The organism is Mesorhizobium sp. NZP2298 (assembly GCF_013170825.1).
Classification (GTDB): Bacteria; Pseudomonadota; Alphaproteobacteria; order Rhizobiales; family Rhizobiaceae; genus Mesorhizobium.
Map to the genome: position 1 here is coordinate 7,026,184 of NZ_CP033365.1, position 20,378 is coordinate 7,046,561.

17 protein-coding genes and 1 riboswitch are annotated in these 20,378 nt (G+C 59.1%); of the genes, 12 read left to right on the forward strand and 5 right to left on the reverse strand.

Features of this window, described 5'->3' with window-relative positions; genetic code table 11:
• The first annotated feature begins 26 nt into the window (after positions 1 to 26).
• The 4 genes from panD (at position 27) to EB231_RS33360 (ending at position 5,999) form a co-directional block, all read left to right on the forward strand.
• Entirely contained in the window at positions 27 to 479 is a 453-nt protein-coding gene (gene panD, locus EB231_RS33340; RefSeq protein WP_006333949.1) for an aspartate 1-decarboxylase, read from the forward strand.
• Between the two features lie 1,455 nt (positions 480 to 1,934).
• Positions 1,935 to 2,231, forward strand: coding sequence for a co-chaperone GroES (gene groES, locus EB231_RS33345; RefSeq protein ID WP_006333965.1), 297 nt, complete (start codon positions 1,935 to 1,937; stop codon positions 2,229 to 2,231).
• A gap of 65 nt (positions 2,232 to 2,296) precedes the next feature.
• Positions 2,297 to 3,955 (forward strand): chaperonin GroEL, encoded by a 1,659-nt coding sequence (gene groL, locus EB231_RS33350; protein ID WP_006333967.1) that lies wholly within the window; start codon positions 2,297 to 2,299, stop codon positions 3,953 to 3,955.
• Between the two features lie 550 nt (positions 3,956 to 4,505).
• Positions 4,506 to 5,999, forward strand: a complete 1,494-nt coding sequence (locus EB231_RS33360) for an NAD-dependent succinate-semialdehyde dehydrogenase (protein ID WP_172352505.1) — start codon at positions 4,506 to 4,508, stop codon at positions 5,997 to 5,999.
• A 307-nt stretch (positions 6,000 to 6,306) separates the two neighbouring features.
• Here the strand turns inward: EB231_RS33360 and EB231_RS33365 are convergent, their stop codons facing one another.
• Both EB231_RS33365 and EB231_RS33370 read right to left on the reverse strand, forming a co-directional pair.
• Entirely contained in the window at positions 6,307 to 6,990 is a 684-nt protein-coding gene (locus EB231_RS33365) for a transposase (protein ID WP_246740833.1), read from the reverse strand.
• A gap of 625 nt (positions 6,991 to 7,615) precedes the next feature.
• The gene (locus tag EB231_RS33370; RefSeq protein WP_032925888.1) at positions 7,616 to 8,701 is read right to left on the reverse strand and encodes a cytochrome-c peroxidase; all 1,086 of its coding nucleotides are present in this window, start codon (positions 8,699 to 8,701) and stop codon (positions 7,616 to 7,618) included.
• Between the two features lie 786 nt (positions 8,702 to 9,487).
• Between EB231_RS33370 and EB231_RS33375 the strand changes: the two genes are divergently transcribed.
• Complete coding sequence (locus EB231_RS33375) at positions 9,488 to 9,748, forward strand: XRE family transcriptional regulator (RefSeq protein ID WP_027033144.1); 261 nt, start codon at positions 9,488 to 9,490, stop codon at positions 9,746 to 9,748.
• A 989-nt stretch (positions 9,749 to 10,737) separates the two neighbouring features.
• On the opposite strand, the gene EB231_RS33385 is transcribed toward EB231_RS33375, so the two are convergent.
• The 3 genes from EB231_RS33385 to EB231_RS35675 all read right to left on the reverse strand — a co-directional run bounded on the left by EB231_RS33385 (position 10,738) and on the right by EB231_RS35675 (position 14,272).
• Positions 10,738 to 12,153 carry a mannose-1-phosphate guanylyltransferase/mannose-6-phosphate isomerase gene (locus tag EB231_RS33385; RefSeq protein ID WP_006334012.1) on the reverse strand — a complete coding sequence of 472 codons (1,416 nt, stop codon included), beginning with the start codon at positions 12,151 to 12,153 and terminating at the stop codon, positions 10,738 to 10,740.
• Entirely contained in the window at positions 12,153 to 13,586 is a 1,434-nt protein-coding gene (locus EB231_RS33390) for a phosphomannomutase (protein WP_172352506.1), read from the reverse strand. The genes EB231_RS33385 and EB231_RS33390 overlap by 1 nt, the downstream gene beginning before the upstream one ends.
• A gap of 470 nt (positions 13,587 to 14,056) precedes the next feature.
• Positions 14,057 to 14,272, reverse strand: coding sequence for a hypothetical protein (locus EB231_RS35675; RefSeq protein WP_244673249.1), 216 nt, complete (start codon positions 14,270 to 14,272; stop codon positions 14,057 to 14,059).
• Here EB231_RS35675 and EB231_RS35680 point away from each other — a divergent pair.
• The 7 genes from EB231_RS35680 (at position 14,180) to thiS (ending at position 20,377) form a co-directional block, all read left to right on the forward strand.
• Positions 14,180 to 14,422: a Fic family protein gene (locus EB231_RS35680; RefSeq protein WP_340163221.1), complete on the forward strand. Its 243-nt coding sequence runs from the start codon at positions 14,180 to 14,182 to the stop codon at positions 14,420 to 14,422. The genes EB231_RS35675 and EB231_RS35680 overlap by 93 nt on opposite strands.
• A gap of 665 nt (positions 14,423 to 15,087) precedes the next feature.
• Positions 15,088 to 15,786: a 7-cyano-7-deazaguanine synthase QueC gene (queC, locus tag EB231_RS33400; RefSeq protein ID WP_172352507.1), complete on the forward strand. Its 699-nt coding sequence runs from the start codon at positions 15,088 to 15,090 to the stop codon at positions 15,784 to 15,786.
• On the forward strand, positions 15,786 to 16,142 hold the full coding sequence (queD, locus tag EB231_RS33405; RefSeq protein WP_172352508.1) for a 6-carboxytetrahydropterin synthase QueD: 357 nt from the start codon (positions 15,786 to 15,788) through the stop codon (positions 16,140 to 16,142). Before queC ends, queD begins: the two co-directional genes overlap by 1 nt.
• A complete protein-coding gene (gene queE / locus EB231_RS33410; protein ID WP_136617730.1) occupies positions 16,139 to 16,876 on the forward strand; it encodes a 7-carboxy-7-deazaguanine synthase QueE in 738 nt (245 codons plus the stop codon). Before queD ends, queE begins: the two co-directional genes overlap by 4 nt.
• Before the next feature lie 280 nt (positions 16,877 to 17,156).
• Positions 17,157 to 17,273: riboswitch (TPP riboswitch) on the forward strand.
• 104 nt (positions 17,274 to 17,377) lie between these two features.
• Positions 17,378 to 19,213, forward strand: coding sequence for a phosphomethylpyrimidine synthase ThiC (thiC, locus tag EB231_RS33415; RefSeq protein ID WP_172352509.1), 1,836 nt, complete (start codon positions 17,378 to 17,380; stop codon positions 19,211 to 19,213).
• Complete coding sequence (gene thiO / locus EB231_RS33420) at positions 19,210 to 20,211, forward strand: glycine oxidase ThiO (RefSeq protein WP_172352510.1); 1,002 nt, start codon at positions 19,210 to 19,212, stop codon at positions 20,209 to 20,211. Before thiC ends, thiO begins: the two co-directional genes overlap by 4 nt.
• The gene (thiS, locus tag EB231_RS33425; RefSeq protein WP_172352511.1) at positions 20,180 to 20,377 is read left to right on the forward strand and encodes a sulfur carrier protein ThiS; all 198 of its coding nucleotides are present in this window, start codon (positions 20,180 to 20,182) and stop codon (positions 20,375 to 20,377) included. Before thiO ends, thiS begins: the two co-directional genes overlap by 32 nt.
• The last annotated feature ends 1 nt before the right edge of the window (position 20,378 follow it).

Below are 20,378 nucleotides of genomic sequence, written 5' to 3' on the forward strand. Positions count from 1 at the left end.
AACGATGAATACAGGGACAACGACCAATGCGAAAACTAGTCGCCGGCAAGCTGCACGGCATCCACGTCACCGAAGCGAACCTCAACTACCATGGTTCGATAACGCTCGACCCCGACCACTGCGAGGCAGCCGGGATCCTGCCGATGGAATTCGTGGAGATATGGAACAAGAATTCCGGTGCGCGGATTTCGACCTATGTCATCCTCGGCGAGCGCGGTTCACGGTGCTGCATCCTCAACGGAGCGGCGGCTCGCACCTGTCAGCCCGACGACCCAATTATCGTCTGCAACTCCATCTACCTGGACGAAGCGCATATCACCTCGCTGAAGCCGCGCATCGTCACGTTCGACCAGGATAACTACATACTCGACCGCCTGAGCTACTCCGTCGATCTTGACACAGACGGCCGTTACAGTTTCTCGATCCTTGATGAGGCGAATGAAGCTTTGGCAATTCCAGCCTTGGTTTCCGGGGCGTGAGCCGCGCTCCGCAGATGTGCGAGCCTCGGCACTGAAGAGCGTCTGGTCTAAGACTCGACGAAGTTGCTGAAAAAGGGCCGATGCCCACTGCGCCTTGGGCACCGTGGGCCTTCGTGGGATGGCGCAATGTCTCGCAGCTGCTGATCCGCGAACAGCGGTTTGCATGTCTGACCCTTGTCTCAGGTTACTTGCGGTGGCGGCTTGCAAATTCTTTCTGCTTTCTCAAGCGCCGCGGCTGGGTCCTTGACGACCTGGCTTTTCATGATCTTTGCCGCCGTGTCGATCAAGCAGGCCACCGTCTTCCGCATCGGCAGCGGTGCCAACCATCATCGCGAATATGGCTAGCCGAACGGCCGCAAGCAGCATTGAGGTGGGCCTTCGGCAAAGTGTTTCCCGCCGGCGCCAAGGCTCGCCAGCCATCCGACGCCTGATCGCGTTACATATCAGGTTCGTCGATCGGTGGCTTGGCAGCAAGACCGAGCCTGGCTCGTTGGCCATCGGCGTAATTTTCGGCGGGAAACTGTGTCTTGAACCGAAGAACTGTCAGTTTGCCGTCCTCGACAATATGAACAACCCATCCCCCACTACAACGCTTGACCCGCACGTCATTAGGTTCGCCAGCCACCATTGCTGCCCCTCATTTTCGTTGCCCTTGGGCTGAGACTGGAAGTCGTTCCCGCACATCGGAAAACATAGGACCTTACGTAACGTCAAGCCCCGATTTTGGGATAGCCGATGCCTTGTCGATTTCAGGGTGACGGCGATTCTGGTCCGCAACGTCCGTGATTGCTCAAATCGATTTAGATGCGCAGATTTTGCATGTTAATTCAGCCTTGTTATCCACAACTAACGTGAATGGGAACGCGTATTCAGTCCGAGTACCTCTAAAAAAAATCTGCCGCTCTGGTGAGGGGAGCGGGCGATCAGGGCGTGTGAGGTGCTGACGTCAAACGCGAGATTCCGGAAGATTGATAAAATCGTTTGTTTCGATGAGATGCATCCACCCTGTGGATAGAAATACAGTCCCATGAACGGGCAAGCCTCTGGTGCGGGAGATGATGCTAAAGGAGACATCCCGCATGGCCACTCCACGCAAAAGCTCGGCACGTCTCGGCGCTACCAAATGCTCAGCCCCTCACCTCGCTCTCTACGGTGCGACGAAGCGCGCTGGCAGATCGCGGAAGGCACAATGGTTACCGATCCGCAGGGTGGATTCATCCTGTGGGTCGAGCCTCCGAACACCATCGATTGGCTCGACTCTTTCAGGGCTGCATCGTCCGGAAAATCGTGATCGCCCACCCTCTTGTCTTGACTAGCCCCAGCCTAGGGCTTATCTCGTCGCATTGTTAGCGCTCGCCCTTGGTGAGTGCTAACCGCAGGCCGGCATAGCCGAGCTTTGTAAGTTATCCGGCGTCGCCGGACGCTTTTCTCACCGTTCTCATCGAGGAAGAAAAAATGGCAAAGTCGAAGTTCCGCCCGCTTCATGACCGCGTGGTCGTTCGCCGGGTCGAATCCGAATCCAAGACCGCCGGCGGGATCATCATCCCGGATACGGCAAAGGAAAAGCCGCAGGAAGGCGAGATCATTGCTGTCGGCTCCGGCGCTCGTGACGAAGCCGGCAAGCTGGTCCCGCTGGACGTCAAGGCTGGCGACCGTATCCTGTTCGGCAAGTGGTCGGGCACCGAAGTCAAGCTCAATGGCGAAGACCTTCTGATCATGAAGGAAGCCGACATCATGGGCATCATCGGCTAACACGCCGCTGCCTTTCATCCGTACCATCCAATCTGAATTTCGGGCGAAATGCCCAGGAGTACAAAATGGCTGCCAAAGACGTAAAATTCTCCCGTGACGCCCGCGAGCGCATGCTGCGCGGCGTCAACATCCTTGCCGACGCGGTGAAGGTCACGCTCGGCCCCAAGGGCCGCAACGTCGTTATCGACAAGTCGTTCGGCGCCCCGCGCATCACCAAGGACGGCGTCACCGTCGCCAAGGAAATCGAGCTTGAAGACAAGTTCGAAAACATGGGCGCACAGATGGTCCGCGAAGTCGCTTCAAAGACCAACGACATCGCCGGCGACGGCACCACGACCGCGACCGTTCTGGCGCAGTCGATCGTCCAGGAAGGCCACAAGGCGGTTGCCGCCGGCATGAACCCGATGGACCTGAAGCGCGGCATCGATCTTGCCGTGACCGACGTCGTCGCGACGCTGATCAAGAACGCCAAGAAGATCAAGACCTCGGAAGAGGTTGCCCAGGTCGGCACGATCGCCGGCAATGGCGACGAGTCGGTCGGCAAGATGATCGCGGAAGCGATGCAGAAGGTCGGCAATGAAGGCGTCATCACGGTCGAGGAAGCCAAGACTGCCGAGACGGAACTCGAAGTCGTCGAAGGCATGCAGTTCGACCGCGGCTATCTCTCGCCCTACTTCGTCACCAACGCCGACAAGATGGTTGCCGATCTCGAGGACGTCTACATCCTGCTGCACGAGAAGAAGCTCTCCAACCTGCAGGCCATGCTGCCGGTTCTCGAAGCCGTCGTGCAGACCTCGAAGCCGCTGCTCATCATCTCGGAAGACGTCGAAGGCGAGGCTCTGGCCACGCTGGTCGTCAACAAGCTGCGTGGCGGCCTGAAGATCGCCGCCGTCAAGGCGCCGGGCTTCGGTGATCGCCGCAAGGCCATGCTGGAAGACATCGCCATCCTCACCGGTGGCCAGGTCATCTCCGAAGACCTCGGTATCAAGCTCGAGAACGTCGGCCTCAACATGCTCGGCCGCGCCAAGAAGGTGTCGATCTCCAAGGAGAACACCACCATCGTCGACGGCGCCGGCAAGAAGGAAGAGATCCAGGGCCGCGTTGCCCAGATCAAGCAGCAGATCGAAGAGACCACGTCGGACTACGACAAGGAGAAGCTGCAGGAACGTCTCGCGAAGCTCGCGGGCGGCGTTGCGGTGATCCGCGTCGGCGGTGCGACGGAAGTCGAAGTCAAGGAAAAGAAGGACCGCGTTGACGATGCGCTGAACGCGACACGCGCGGCCGTGGAAGAAGGCATCGTTCCCGGCGGCGGCGTTGCCCTGCTGCGCGCTTCGCTGAGCATCAACGCTGTCGGCGCAAACTCCGACCAGACCGCTGGCATCAGCATCGTGCGTCGTGCGCTGCAGGCTCCGGCCCGCCAGATCGCGGCCAACGCCGGTGCGGAAGCCTCGATCGTTGCCGGCAAGATCCTTGAGAACAAGGGCGCGACCTTCGGTTTCAACGCCCAGACCGGCGAATATGGCGACATGATCGCCATGGGCATCGTCGATCCGGTCAAGGTCGTGCGCACGGCTCTCCAGGACGCGGCCTCGGTCGCCGGCCTGCTGGTCACCACCGAAGCCATGATCGCGGAGGCTCCGAAGAAGGAGTCGGCTGGCGGCGGCGGCATGCCTGGCGGCATGGGCGGCGGCGGCATGGGCGGCATGGGCGGCATGGACTTCTAATCTAGCCTCTATCAGCTTTCAAATACCGAGAGGGCGGCAGCGACGCCGCCCCCTTTTTTTGGGACGGAGCCGGTCGGAAAAGGTTTGGGCTCGCGTGATATTGTAGTGCGCGCGCCTACACGGCCACACTACATCGTCGCAGTGGAGCTTTCGGGTGGCGAACTGAACAAACATGGCTTTGTGCGCGACTATCAAGACTTAGCAGCGCTCAAGCCACTACATCGATGGCACGTTCGACCATGGCGGTCGGTTTTCGATATGCCTGATATGAGCGGCCGTGGAAGCCGCTCAAAGAATGATACCGCAGTGCTGTTGCCAACGTCGGCGATTTCGATGATCGACTCCGCCTATGCCAGCTCTTCACGAGCTCTATCCGCGCTTGCCTGTTATGGAGCGAAAGCCTTAGCGCGACTCGTGATTGAGGCTGTCATTGCTATGGGCTAATCAGTCGGGAAGCTGCGCTTGCAATGACGGAGGGCCGGAACGATCTCGTCCGATCATCTGGCACAAGGTGTGCTTATTAGTACGTTGCGAAGCTAGTAACTTAACCATGAAGGGGGACGACGGTTTGACCGTGACACAGTCGCTGACGAGACGTCTCAAAAATCCCGAGCTATTTGACGATCTGGCCGGTGTGCCTGGTCGGAAGGCGGAGCAATCCACGAGGCGTTTTTCGGTGTTCAATCCCTCAACGGGCGAGCTGTTGGCTGAGCTTCCAGATATGGATGTCCGGGACGTTTCCAAGGCAATCGATAAGGCTGAAGCTGCGCAGGAACATTGGGCGGCGCTCACCGCGCGCGAGCGCTCCGACATCTTATGGGAATGGCACCAACTGATCCTCGACCACAGCGAGGATCTTGCAGCCATTTTGACGGCTGAAATGGGTAAGCCGCTTGCAGAGGCGAAGTCTGAAATCGCCCATGCCGCAGCCTACCTCCAATGGTATGCCGAGGAGGCCAATCGCATCTATGGCGAGACGATTTCGCCGCCTTCTAACGACAGGCGTATGCTGGTAATCAAACAGCCGATCGGTGTTGTCGGCGCCATTACTCCTTGGAATTTTCCCGCCTCGATGGTGGCTCGCAAGATTTCGCCTGCGCTTGCCGCCGGCTGCGCGATTGTTCTGAAACCCGCGGAGCAAACACCGCTTGTCGCGGGTGCTATGTTCACGCTTGCCCGGATGGCAGGTTTTCCCGATGGCGTTCTAAACTTGATCTACGCATCGGAAGGCGATGCGGTTGGGCGTGAACTTTGCTCGAACCCGAAGGTCCGCAAGATCAGCTTCACTGGGTCGACCGAGGTCGGGCGGCTGCTCATGAGGGAGTGTTCGGATCAGATCAAAAGAACCAGCTTCGAACTTGGTGGTAACGCTCCTTTCATTGTTTTTGATGATGCAGACGTCGACGCTGCCGTCGATGGTGCGCTACAGGCAAAGTTTCGGAATGCAGGCCAGACCTGCGTTTCAGCCAATCGGCTTTACGTACAGTCCAGCGTGTATAATGAATTCTGCGACAAATTCACCAACCGCGTCAGTGCATTGCGCGTCGGTGACGGTTTCGAGCCAGAAGTTGCGATCGGTCCCCTGATCGATAAGTGCGCGCTTGCAAAGATTGAAGATCATATTCGCGATGCTGTGCGGCAGGGTGGGAAGATCCGTTGCGGTGGCAACCGTATCGGCGAATCGGGAACCTTCTTCGAGCCCACGGTGATCACCGACGTCGAAAGGACAATGCGGGTCGCTCAGGAAGAAACCTTCGGACCGCTGGCTCCCATAATCCGCTTCAACGATCCCGACCAGGTGGTGCGCGAGGCGAATGACACGATTTACGGTCTTGCAGCCTACTTCTACGCTTCCAATCTAAAGCGCGTATGGCGCGTGGCTGAAGCCCTCGAATACGGAATGGTCGGCATCAATACGGGACGCATGTCATCCGAGGCCGCACCCTTTGGCGGAATGAAGCAATCAGGGATCGGTCGTGAGGGGTCGCGCCACGGCCTCGAGGATTATCTCGAAATGAAGTACCTGTGCATGGGTGGGCTATAATCCCACAGCATCCGCGTCCCATTGACTTCGCCCTGATAATCCGCCGCGGCCATCGATGGAATGGTGGCCTTCGATCAAGGCCCAGCGTAAAACCTTGATGCTGTCATCCTTTGCCTTCGGCCGCGTTCACCGATCCCTGATTGACACGTGCTTGCCATGTACCGCTTCAATCCGCCGGGAGTGGTTTTTCCTGTCTCGGCCGCGACAGATCAGGGTGCTGGTGCGCAAAATCTCCGTCCATCCGACAGCCGGCGAGCCTTCGATCACAGTTCTACCGTCTGGTCGAATGGCGGCATCTTCTGAAGCCTTATTGCAGCCCTAGCTTCCTCTTCAGTTCCGCGTTCTCTGTGCGTAGGCGTTCCGCGAGCAGGCTCTTCAATCGCTTGTTTTCTTTCTCGAGGGCGACCAGGTCCTTCAGATCGTCGCCATCAGATCTAGGCGCCGCGGCCTTCTTCCAGTGATAATAGGTCTGTTCCGATATACCCGCCTGCTTTACGGCGCTCTTGAGAGTGGTGCCGCCGCTGATCGACGTCTCGACCTGAGCGAGCATTTGGGCGCGCTCTTTTCCGGAGTAGACCTTCCGGGCGCTCCGCACGGCCGCTGCTGTTGCTGTTGCTTCCGCCGGGGACGCCGTATTGGCGCCATTCTTGCGACCAGGCTCAGTCTTGGCCTTCCGCGAAGGTTGGGTTTTCTTCTTCGTTTCAGGCGTCCTTCCTTTGGGAGCGTGTTCGGTTGCAGCTTCTACTGATTCAGCGTCTAGGGGATTTGCCATGAGATACTCCGCTTGCGGTTTGTGCGCGTGTTCAGCATCAAGGGCTATGACATTAGAGTCAATCAGCCGACGATTTGGCAGATCCATATCTTTGAGCTCCCTTGTTGTGTCGGCTATAGCCGCGGAGAGATCGACATCGCTCCAGATGGAATGGCCCCGTTTTTGATAATTGCGCTTTTGTTTGACCTCCACAGTGAACGGTCGGGTCTGCCGCCTCATAGTTTCTTCCTTGTTAGAACGAATTGCACAGGAGGTCGCGGCTGACGATGACTGAACAACTGGCGCTTCCTCTGTTGCGCCGAGCTATATGGATGAGATAGTCCGAGAGCAAGCGGCACTTGCGGTGTGCATTGACAAATGCTCGGGCCACGTCGCTGGCTGACCGCAGCTTTGTTTTCATATCGATGCGTTTGCAGAGCTGGAACAGCGGCTCGCGCGTCGCAACGCCATCGAGCACGTTTTGAAGGGGTGGATCTGAAGGCATCCGGTTTCTGCTGGGCGCACGCCAGCGGCTCGCGGAATATTATCCGCGATGGCTCGATCAGGTGGTTGCGAGCTTGTCAGCGAATCTAAAGCGGGGGTAGGGGGTACATGGAACGACACATCACGACACAGTCGGCTAGTCGGTGCGTCTGATCGACGGGGCCGGCAAGGCGGGTCATGCTGTCGTGACGCAAGTGGGCGTCGACGGGTCAGGTTTTCATTTAGCGTTTCAATTGAATTCGGAAATGAAAGTCCCCTAGCTTTCCAGTTGGATAGGCCTCGCCGGAAGTCATGATCGTCTCGTCCCAGTGAAGGTCGCAATCATTCGTGATTGCGACCTTCACTAGCCAGCTCCGGCCAATCATTGCGGGAGGATATGCAATACAGGTCGAGGCGTTGTCGGCGTTTCGGCGGGTAAGACGGGATAGGCGACCTCCGGTACTTTTCCGGTCAGCGAATTAAGGAAGGCAACGAGCAGGTCGACTTCTTTTTCCGTCAATTCTTGGCCGAGCTGGGTGGTCCCCATAATGGCGACGGCCTGTTTTAGATCCCAAACCTTGCCCGAATGAAAGTATGGCGCGGTGAGTGCTACGTTGCGCAACGGCGCCACGCGGAAAACATAGGAATCGTCGGCTTCATGGGTCACGGCAAATCGGCCTTTGTCGTTTTCCGGCAGGACATCGGTGTTGGGCTTTTCAACGAGGCCGAATGGGGAATAGCCCTCCCCACCCACGTTGATACCGCCGTGGCAGGACGAGCAGCCTTTGTCCATGAAAAGCGTCAGGCCCTGTTTCTGTTCGGAAGTCATAGCGGCGTCATCGCCGTTGAGGAAGGCATCGAAGGGCGCCGGTGTGACCAGTGTCGCCTCAAAGGCTTCGATTGCCTTGGCGACGTTTTCGAAGGTGACGCGATCGGCTTCGCCGGGGAAAGCTGAATTGAACCACTCGACATATTGCGGCATCGACTTGAGCGTGGCGATGAGTTGACCTGGTGTGTTGGCCATTTCGACAGCGGCTTGGATCGGTGCCTTGGCCTGAACCTTCAGGTCTTCAGCACGACCATCCCAGAACTGCGCTATGTTGAAGACAGCGTTCAGTACCGTCGGCGCGTTGCGCGGTCCCTTCTGCCAACCATGGCCGATCGAGCTTTCATGATTGTCGTCGCCCCCCGTGGCCAAGTTGTGGCACGAATTGCACGACAAGACGCCTGACGCCGAGACGCGTGGATCGAAGAACATTGCCTTGCCCAGGGCTATCTTCTCCGGTGTGATCGGGTTGTTGGCGACTGTCGGCGTGATGGATGGTAGAGGCTTGAAGGTGGCCCGTGCTGTTTCTCTGAGGTATACGGGGATTGTTTGCGCAGCAAAAGCGATGGCCGGCAACGCGACAGCCACCGTAGTGAATAGGATTTTCACAAGTGATCTCCCTGCGTTTTGCACGGAAGCCATTGTTGATATGCGGTTCGTGAACGCCTTGCGCTAAAGGCGGCAATCCTCTTTGCATAAAATCGATTCTGACGCGGACCTGACATATTGTCTTCCTTCGTTGCATTGCGCGATATCACCCACGATGAACGCCAGTCGGTATCTCCTGTCGCCTCTCGAGAAGCATCAAAAGTCGTGCCAACTGAGCAGAAGGAACCTCCGGGGGATTTTCTGGTCATCATTCAATAGGTTGAAGGAATTCGCAGCAAAGCGCAGCCCTGCTCCGGTGTCGCGGATCTGACAGCCAACAGTCGGGCTGAAACAGAGAGATGTTGGTCCCTCAGCGTCTTGTCCGATGGGCACCCGGCCTCCTGCATGGCCGGGAGGGGACCACACGGTATTAAAGCTCAAGATGAACGCCGCCGGCAAGCATCGCTAGACAGTCCCGCAGATACTTTGACGCTGGTCCGCGAGCTGGTGCGCCTAGTGCCCGACCGCCAGATCGCGGCTCCTCAATCGCGCCGCAAGCCGACGGCGCGTTAAAGCGGCCGCGCAATCATCGATGTGAGCGTGATGACGGCGCTGCACTGTGTCGTCGAATTGTGGCCACTGGAGCAATCCTCGTAAAGCGAGCCAAGGTTCTTGATCTAAACGGCGGCGGCCGCCATATTAGCGTAGCGCCTCTCACACGTTCGAGAGTGATCGCATTTTTGGATGCCGCCGGCTCGGGCTGTTTCGGCATCCTATTTCAACATCGGCCGCCGCTTGTTTCGAGTTATCGAATGGCCGTTCTCTGCATTTGGAGGCAAAATGACCGCAACGCCTTTCGCGCTGCCCGAGGCAGTGCTTACCGCAATCTCAAACGGAAAACCCGTAATCCAGGCATGTCGGGAACATCTTGGCTATTCGACCGAGGACGTTGCCGTGACCAGCGGTCTGACGGTCGAGGAGGTCGGGCTGATCGAATCTGGCCATTGTTTCGACAAGGGCTATCGCGATCGGATCGCTCGGGCGCTTGGCTTGGCTGAGAGTATCTTCGATGAAATCTGGGGTATCCCGAACGCTGCCTGACGTCGGCCTCTGAAGATTACCCGCCGCCTGCCAGGTCGGATCAAAACCTTTACGGCGGCGGGGCGGTGGCAGAATTCTTATTTCTACGGAATCGATTCGCTCTGCGGAAGATCGGCCTCATGCTGGGCGACACGGATGTAACCTTGGCCCGCACGAGAGGCAGAGAGAACCGGCTAGCCGGTTGATGGTACGAGGGCATGTGGACAAAATATCCCTACCCGATGGTGGCGCCGAACTACGGCACAACGATCAGCGCTTGCGAAGTCGAGCGCTTAGACGAAAGATTTCGGCGAAACCACCCGAGGCCATCAGGAAGGTTCGTCACGATGAAAGCGATCCCTTGCCCGTTCTGCACAAGCTGCGAGGTTAGGCCATATGAGACGGACGAGGCGCGCGTTGTGATGAAATGCGAGGACTGCGGTGCATCGGGGCCGGTCTGCATCGACGAAGTCAACGCCGTCGAAAGCTGGAATTACCGTCCATCTGCCCAGCCCGAATAGGATTGTCCACGTGGCATGGCGATAGCGCTGCGCCTACGCCTAATGGCCCCGGTCCGTCACCGGCGCGCAGGAGCGTATTATCTTCGTCAGCCGGTGCCGCGTTTCTCTTCCGAGCCCCCGCCAGTCAGGCCCGGCGCATGCTGGCCTACCCCGTCAGAGTGCCAGGCCGCTCATCTCGCGCCTGCCGTACATGGCAACGAACCTTATCGCGCACCTGATCGACTGATATTGCCGATCAGCTTCCGCAACTCGAGCGGCTGTAGCAGCGCATGCCGTTACATCGGATGCGCAAATGTCGTCTGACAATCTCGCCGGAAAACTGCCGTCTCAACAATTCGGCCAGCCTGTCGTTGCGACATCGCTCACTAGCCATACTCATAAAACCTGTTCTGGTTTGCCTCGCCTTGCCTAGCCGCCGGTCGCCTGACAGCCCACATGCCGACGCAGGTTCGGTCTGCCAGCCACCGTAGGGCATGTCACGTTGGACTGTCACGTTCGACCGTATACGTCCTCAAGCCGCACGATGTCATCTTCGCCGAGATACTCGCCGCTTTGGACCTCGATCATCACCAGTCCGATATTGCCGGGGTTTTCGAGCCGGTGTTTGTGGCCGCAAGGGATATAGGTGGATTGATTAGTGGTCAGGAGTAGCTCCTGGTCGCCGTTGACTATTTTCGCAGTGCCGCTGACCACGACCCAGTGCTCGGAGCGGTGATGGTGCATCTGCAGGCTCAAGCGTCCGCCCGGCTTCACCTCGATGCGCTTGATCTTGAAGCGCTCGCTTTCCTCCAGAACCGTGTAGGTGCCCCAGGGCCGGTGCACGGTACTGTGAAGCAAGTGCGCTTCATGTCCCGCAGCCTTGAGGCCCTCGAAGAGTTTCTTGACGTCCTGGACGCGATCGCGGGATGCAACAAGCAATGCATCGGGGGAATCCACGATCACCAGGTCGCTGATGCCGACGGTGCCGATGACGCGTTTGTCCGAGCTTATGTAACTGCCCACGGTGTCGACCACATGGACATCGCCGCGAATCCTGTTGCCGCTCCCGTCAGCGGCGACCAGTTCGGCCATTGCGTTCCAAGATCCAATGTCGTTCCACCCCATTTCGCAGGGAACGACAGCGAGATTGTGGGTTTTTTCCATCACCGCATGGTCGAGTGAAATACGCGGCGCCATGGCGAAGTGCTCAGATGAGAGTTCGACGCTGGCAACATGTTCGCCGTGGCTGACGCGAGCGTTATCATAGCTATCGAGAACGGCATCGATCACCTGCGGGCAATGCGCAGCCATTTCGTCGAGCATGACCTGCGCCTTGAAGCAGAAGATGCCGGCGTTCCAGAAGAAACGTTTGGACGCGACATAAGATTTGGCAGTCTCGGCGTTCGGTTTCTCGACGAACCGGACAACTTTCTCACCGTCGGCCTCGATGTAGCCGAATGCGGTGTCTGGCCTATCCGGGGTTATGCCCAAGGTTGCGATACGCCCCTGCTGCGCCTGTTCGATTGCCCGGTTCATGGCGGTTTGAAATGCGGGCAGATCACCAATCATATGGTCGGCGGGAAAGACACACAGAACAGCATCGGGACCCTGTGTTGCCTTGGCATGGACGGTTGCCGCAGCGACGGCGGCGGCGGTATCCCGACCCTCAGGCTCAAGCAGAAAGGTGCGTGGCAAAACAACGGAATCCAGCTCGTCGAAAACGTCTTTCGTAAGGAAGAGGTGCCCCGTAGACGTCACGGTAACAAGCTCCACGACATGCTGCATCGAAGCGGCGCGCAACACGGTGTGTTGGATGAGCGAAAGTCCATCCGCCACCTTGAGGAAAGGTTTGGGGTGCGATTGCCTTGAGGCGGGCCAGAGCCGCGAACCAGCTCCACCGCTGATGATGACCGGAACCACTTTCATCAAAGGTCCTCTATCTCGTCTGTAAGCGCGAACGCATGTGCCCCTTGCAGCGTCGAGGCGACGATCGCCATGGCCCTGCTCTCGGTCGAAGCTTCCGAGTAGCAGCGCAGTTCCGGGGCATTGCCGGAAGGCCGCAGATGTATGATCTCACCTGAAAGCATCCGCGCCCTGAGGCCATCGGTTTCGTCAATTTCGGCGACGGTCCCGAACGAGGCAAGAAAGTGCTGCAGTGCGTTCCGGCTTGCGAGATGATCCATCAATCTGCGCGAACTTTCCGCGGGGAAGTTCTGAAGCCGGTCACTGGCGCACACAGGAAGATTCCAAAGCCCGCGCAGTCGCGACAGCTTCTTTTTTGTCGACGCCATGGTACTGAGGACGGCCAAAATCGGGAGGAATGAGTCCCGCGTCGGCAGTGCAGTCAATGTCTTCCCATTCACCACACAATCCGAGCCCAGCAGAACACCACCATTGGCCTCAAAGCCGACGATGACGCCGCCGGCGCCGTGTAATGCTTCCATTGCTTCAATGACAAATGGAGACCCGACTTTTGTCCTCTGGACCGCGAAACCAAAGGCCTTCGAAATTCCCGAATTGGAGGTCACTGGCGTCACGATCGTGTCTGCCTTCAGGAAAAGAGCCGTTGCAAGCCCAACCAGGTCGCCGCGAAGAAGATCGCCATTTTCATCAGCGATGAGTGGCCGATCAGCGTCCGCATCGGTCGACACGATGGCATCGAGACCGAATTCGCGGACCCACTTCTTCAATTTTGCGATTGTTGCTGCGTCCACGGCTTCGGTATCGACAGGTACGAAGGTCCCGGTTTTCCCGACGGCGACCACGCTGGCACCGAGCGATCGAAGAACCTGTACCAACAGTTCCGCCGCGACCGAACTGTGCTGATAGACACCAAGTCTCATGCCGGAAAGTGAGCCCGGCTCCAGCATGTCATGGGCGCGCTCTCGATAAGAGGCGATCGCTTCTTCACGGTGCATAGGCCACGTCGTTCCCAGACAAGCCGTTGGTAAGCAATACGCAATTGATCTTTCGGCTACAAAGCGCGTAATCGCGGCCTCATCCGCCTTGCTGATTTCACCATTCGGGCCATAGAATTTGATGCCATTGCGATCGGCTGGAATGTGCGACCCGGTGACCATAAGAGCCGCCGCGCCATGTTTGCATGCATATAGTGCCAGGGCAGGCGTGGGTATGGTGCCGCAATCGATCGGCTGGAAACCATTTGCGGCCAACGCCGCCATGCAATTGTTGGCTATCGCCTGACTGCTGTCACGTAGGTCGCGGCCTATGAAGACTGAACTATTCGGCTGAACCCGGCTGGAAATCAAACGCCAAGCGAAAGCTTCGGTATAAAGTCCGCTGGCCTTGCCGACCAATTCCGAAGCCAAACCTCGAACGCCGCTTGACCCGAATTTCATGATTTCGCTTTGCTAGTGGACAGGCAGGGTGGGGTAATGTTGCAATGGGCTAGTACTTTCTACTGCAAGCGCCATCGTTCTCAGGCACCTGCTGTTCAGGTATGCGGTCTCTACAACACGGTGTGGCGTAAGGACCCCTCAGAGTTCCGCCGAACAGCAGGGCATCCACTGGCACAGGGGCATCCACAGTTCTCCTTCTAATGGAATCTTTTGGCGCGCTCATCTAATGATCAAGGAAGTGGAGTGATCGATCGGTGCCTGCCGGTATTTCGCTATGCAGCATCATGGCAGGTCCGTAAAGTTGGTTGTTTGGATGGAACGCATCCATGGCATGGATAGGGCTAGAAAGCCGTCTCGATCAGCGCAATGGAACCCTGTGATTCTTGGGTAATGGATTAAGGTCAGCCAGAGCGCTCGCCGACCATGGCGTCGCCTAGGGCGCTGGACCCAAGCAGGAACCGATGCTTGGATCAGTTGGGGCGACGATCAGCGCCGACAATGTCTTGCCTTGCGACGCCCTTCAGAAAGTTGTTTCTGGAATTGCGTTCGATCAAGGCCCAGCGCAAAACCTTGATGCAGTCGTCGCCGCCGCAATCTTCGCCTTCGGCTTTGTCTACATCCATCCGTTCGAGGACGGAAACGGCCGCATTCACCGCTACCTGATCCACCACGTCCTTGCCATGCACCGCTTCAATCGCCGGGAGTGGTGTTTCCCGTCTCGGCCGCGATCCTGGACCAGATCGACGAGTACAGGCGCGTGCTGGAGAGCAATTCGAAGCGCCTTCTGCCATTGGTCGAATGGGAACCGACGCCGCAATTCAACGTCCGGGTGCTGAATGACACCGGGGATTTCTACCGATACTTCGATTCAACCCCGCACGCCGAATTTCTTTATGCCTGCGCTCGGCGGACGATCGAACGGTACCTTCCTGGCGAAACAGCTTTTCTGCAGCGCTACGATCAATTCCGGCAATAGGTGAATGCCTTTATCGACATGCCCGAGCGGCTGATCGATCTGCTCTTCCGTTTCCTTAACCAGAATGGTGGCCCCTATCGAGCCGCGCCCTCGGAAAGGAATTCCCAGCTCTGACCAATGACGAGGCGCGGCGGCTCGAGGCGATCTATGCGCAGACCAGAAAACGGCAAAGCACGAGGCAGAAGCCTTTCACTGGACTGCCGGTCGACCCTTGCGTTGTCGCCGAAACTCGGGACGTCATGTTCTGGGGCAAACCGGACAAGCCGAAGGTGTGTCGGGAATGCTGCTGGGCCACGGCAGTGATTTCTGCATCGTCTATACGCCTATATACGCAGTGCCGGCGTCAGCACCCCAGCGGTCGAAGATACGCGACAAGTCGCGTGCAAAGTCATCCTGGGACGCTGACAACAAGGTACGTGGGCTCAATCGCGTGCACCCCATTCACAAAACCGACTCCGTGAAGTAGTGGGAACGCAGAGAAATCTCCGGTCGCAGCCTTACCCGGTCAAAACAAGGATTCAAACCATGAATGCCCTCGTCATCTGCTCCGGCGGATTGGACTCTGTTTCGCTCGCTCACAAGGTGGCGACCGAGCAGAAACTCATTGGCCTGCTTTCGTTCGATTACGGCCAGAGGCACAAAAAGGAACTCGGCTTTGCCGCTATGTGCGCCAAGCGGCTGGGTGTTCCGCACCAGATCGTCGATATCCGCGATGTCGGCCGGAACCTGAGCGGCTCGGCGCTGACTGATAACGTGGACGTGCCCGACGGGCACTATGCCGAAGACTCCATGAGGATCACGGTGGTGCCGAATAGGAACGCCATCATGCTGGCCATCGCCTTCGGGGTTGCCGCCGCGCAGCAGGCCGATGCGGTGGCCACTGCCGTCCACGGCGGAGATCATTTCATCTATCCAGATTGCCGGCCCGCTTTTATCGACGCCTTTCAGACGATGCAGAACCATGCCCTCGCAGGCTACGCCGATATCCGCCTGTACGCTCCGTATGTGAATATGTCGAAGGCCGACATCGTCAGCGAGGGGGCAAAGTACGCCACACCGTTCGAGGCGACGTGGTCCTGCTACAAGGGCGGTGCACGTCATTGCGGTCGCTGCGGGACATGCGTCGAACGGCGCGAAGCATTCGATCTGGCCGGCATCACCGACCCGACAGATTATGAGGATGCAGACTTCTGGCTCCACGCTATCCAGACAACGAGCGCGTGATGTTCCGCATTACCAAAGAGTTCCACTTCTCGGCCTCGCATCAGCTCACCTCCTTGCCATCCGATCATCAGTGCGCACGCCTGCACGGCCACAACTACATCGTCGTCGTGGAGCTTTCAGGTGGCGAACTGGACGAACACGGCTTTGTGCGCGACTACCAAGATCTGGCGGCGTTCAAGCACTACATCGATGGGACGTTCGACCATCGGCATCTTAACGACGTGCTGGGGCATGACCATGCCACAGCGGAATGTCTGGCCAGGCACTTCTACCACTGGTGCAAGATGCGGCTACCCGAAACCTCCGCCGTGCGGGTGAGCGAGACGCCGAAAACCTGGGCGGAATACCGACCATGACTTGCGCGTTGCATCCCGGAATCCGGGTGAGCGAGATTTTTGGGCCGACCATTCAGGGCGAAGGCGTGCTGATCGGCTTGCCGACGGTGTTCGTAAGAACCGGCGGGTGCGATTATCGCTGTTCCTGGTGCGACAGCCTGCATGCGGTGGACCGTCGCTTCCGCCATGATTGGGAGATGATGTCTCCCGACGCGGTTTGGCAAAAGGTCATTGCGCTTTCCGGCGGTCAGCCCGTGATGGTATCGCTGTCGGGCGGCAATCCGGCCATCCAGCCGCTTGGCCAGTTGATCGACCGCGGGCATGGTGAGGGCTACCGTTTTGCATTGGAAACCCAAGGCTCGGTGTCTAAGCAATGGTTCGCGGATCTCGACGTGCTGGTACTAAGCCCCAAGCCGCCCTCAAGCGAAATGACGACAGATTGGGCCGCGTTCGACGCCTGCTTAGAGGCGGCGCAGGATAAGCCGCAGATGGCGCTCAAGCTCGTTGTCTTCGACGATGATGACTATGCCTATGCCAAAGACGCCGCGGCGCGCTACCCCCAATTACCCGTCTATCTGCAGCCCGGCAATCACACGCCGCCGCGTCCCGGCGACGAAGACGCGTTCATCGACATGGCCGGTGTGATGAGGCGCATGGAATGGCTGGTTGAAAAGGTGACCCGTGACAGGTGGTTCGAGGCGCGTGTACTGCCGCAGCTTCATGTTCTGCTCTGGGGGAACAAACGGGGCGTCTAGCCGAAGCGGAAGGATTGCCGACGACGAGCAAGACAGACATCTATAGCAATCTCACCCAACTGGGTGGCAGCAGCGTCGTTCCGGAAAGCCCCGAAAATACCGTGCTGGAAAAGGCACCGAATCCGCATGAGGGCTCGCCTTATTGGGGGCGCTTCACCGCTCCTCTGGAGCGTGACTCGCTCTCGATACTACCATGCTTTTCCGCTGGGTTTGTTTGGTCGTCGATCACCGCTGCGGGACGAATGCGCTTGACAAAATAGCGCCGGCCCATTCAATTCGACGCATTCACCAGGGGAGTCCCGGCAAGGGGCTGAGATACTGCTGGCTTTCGCGGCGCAGTGACCCGTTGAACCTGATCCAGTTCATACTGGCGTAGGGACGGTGCAAGCGCTTTGCGGGAGTCCACGCCCGGCGTCCTGTTTCGAGCAGGCCGACCAAAGCGTCTTTTCATCCTTCCGGCACAGAACTGGGTCTCCAATGCATGAGCAAAGGAGCCTCACGATGAATGCCCTCACCCCCGCCGTGTCGACGGGACCACTGCCCGCCTCGCGGAAAATCCACAAATCCGGCGTCCTCCACCCGCAGATCAGGGTGCCGATGCGCGAAATCTCCGTCCATCCAACGGCCGGCGAGCCGCCCGTCATCGTCTATGATCCGTCCGGCCCCTATACGGACTCGACTGTCGAAACCAGCATCGACAAAGGCCTCGCCCGGCTTCGCCACGAATGGATTACGACGCGTGGCGATGTCGAAGCCTATGACGGCCGCCATGTCCGGCCCGAGGACAATGGATTCGCCGCAGGCGAGCGCCTGACGCCGGAATTTCCCATTCGCAACCGGCCGCTCAAGGCCAAGCAGGGCAAGGCGGTGACCCAGCTTGCCTATGCGCGCGCCGGCATCATCACGCCCGAAATGGAGTTCGTCGCCATCCGCGAGAATCTCGGCCGCGCGATTCTACGCGGCAAGCTTGAGCGCGACGGCGAAGCCTTCGGTGCGGCGATCCCCGACTTCGTCACGCCCGAATTCGTGCGCGACGAGGTGGCGCGCGGGCGCGCCATCATTCCCGCCAACATCAATCATCCCGAGAGCGAGCCGATGATCATCGGCCGCAATTTCCTGGTGAAGATCAACGCCAATATCGGCAACTCCGCCGTCACCTCTTCGATGGCCGAAGAAGTGGAAAAGATGGTGTGGGCGATTCGCTGGGGCGCCGATACGGTGATGGACCTGTCGACCGGCCGCAACATCCACAACATCCGCGACTGGATCGTGCGCAACTCGCCGGTGCCGATCGGCACGGTGCCGCTTTACCAGGCGCTCGAGAAGGTCGGCGGCATCGCCGAGGACCTGACCTGGGAGGTCTATCGTGACACGCTGATCGAACAGGCCGAACAGGGCGTCGACTATTTCACCATCCATGCGGGCGTGCGGCTGCACTACATCCCGCTGACCGTCGACCGGGTCACTGGCATCGTCTCGCGCGGCGGCTCTATCATGGCCAAATGGTGCCTGCACCATCACCGCGAAAGCTTTCTATACGAGCATTTCGCAGAGATCTGCGACATCTGCCGCGCCTATGACGTGTCCTTCTCGCTCGGCGACGGTCTTCGTCCCGGCTCGATCGCCGACGCCAATGACGCAGCACAATTCGCCGAGCTGGAAACGCTCGGCGAGCTGACGAAGATCGCCTGGGCGAAGGATTGCCAGGTGATGATCGAGGGCCCCGGCCACGTGCCGATGCACAAGATCAAAGAAAACATGGACAAGCAGCTCGCCGTCTGTGGCGAGGCGCCGTTCTATACGCTGGGGCCGCTGACGACCGACATCGCGCCCGGCTACGACCACATCACCTCCGGCATCGGAGCGGCGATGATCGGCTGGTTCGGCACGGCCATGCTCTGCTACGTCACGCCCAAGGAGCATCTCGGCCTTCCCGATCGCAACGACGTCAAGATTGGTGTGATCACCTACAAGATCGCCGCCCATGCCGCCGACCTGGCGAAAGGCCATCCGGCGGCGAAGATCCGCGACGACGCGCTGTCGCGGGCCAGATTCGAGTTCCGCTGGGAGGACCAGTTCAACCTGTCGCTCGATCCGGAAACCGCACGGTCCTTCCACGATCAGACATTGCCCAAGGAGGCGCACAAGCTGGCGCATTTCTGCTCGATGTGCGGGCCGAAATTCTGCTCCATGCGGATTTCCCACGACATCCGCGCCGAGGCGCAGAAGGAAGGGATGGCTGCGATGGCGGCGAAATATCGCGAGGGCGGCGATCTCTATGTGCCGGCGGACGAGGCCGGCGCACCGCTGATGTCGGAGGCGCATGAGCCATCATGAGGGTGCTGGTCCAAGGGGCCGGCGTCGCCGGTCTCACCGCAGCCTTCGAACTCGCCGCTCGCGGCGCGGCGGTGACCGTCGTCGAGACCCGGCATGGCCTCGGTGGCAATGCGTCGTGGTTCGCCGGCGGCATGCTGGCGCCATGGTGCGAGCGTGAAAGCGCCGAGCAGCCGGTTCTGGATCTCGGGCGCGACGCCGCCGACTGGTGGGATGCGGTACTGCCGGGTCAGGTGACACGGGCCGGAACGCTGGTCGTGGCCGCGCCGCGTGATGCCGGCGAGCTCGACCGGTTTGCCAGTCGCACGTCGGGGCATCGGCTTGTCGATGAAGACGAAATTGCGATCCTGGAGCCCGCCCTCGCCGGCCGCTTCCGGCGCGGATTGCTGTTTCCCGATGAGGCTCATCTCGACCCGCGCCAGGCGATGGCGGCACTTCAAGGCAAGCTCGCGGCCATGGGTGTCGAATTTCACTTTGGTGCCGACGCCGGGCATGTTTCCGGTTTCGATCGTCAGATCGACTGCACGGGATTGGCAGCAGCCGATGACAGGCTGCGCGGCGTTCGCGGCGAGATGCTGATCCTGCGCACGCCTGATGTCTCGCTGTCGCGCCCGGTCAGGCTGCTGCATCCGCGCTTTCCGCTTTATGCGGTGCCGCGCACCGATCACCATTTCATGATCGGCGCGACGATGATTGAGAGCCAGTCAGCCGGGTCGGTCACGGTGCGTTCCATGATGGAGCTGCTGGGTGCCGCCTATGCCCTCCATCCGGCCTTTGGCGAGGCCGAGATCGTTGAAACCGGTGTCGGCGTTCGTCCGGCCTTTCCCGACAACCTGCCCCGCGTCGAAACGAGCGGGGACACCGTCGCGATCAATGGGCTCTATCGCCACGGTTTTCTCCTCGCCCCCGCCATGGCGCGCCAGGCTGCCGACCTGGTTTTCAATCAAGACGGAACCAAGGAACTTGCTCATGAAACTGATGGTCAACGGCGAAGCGCATGAGGTTGCCGCCACCACGCTGGCGGAGCTGCTTACCGCGCTCGACTATGAGGGCGATTGGCTCGCCACTGCCGTCAACAGCGACCTCGTGCACAAAGCCAACCGGGCGGAATTCCTGTTGAGCGACGGCGACCGGATCGAAATCCTCTCACCCATGCAGGGAGGTTAGA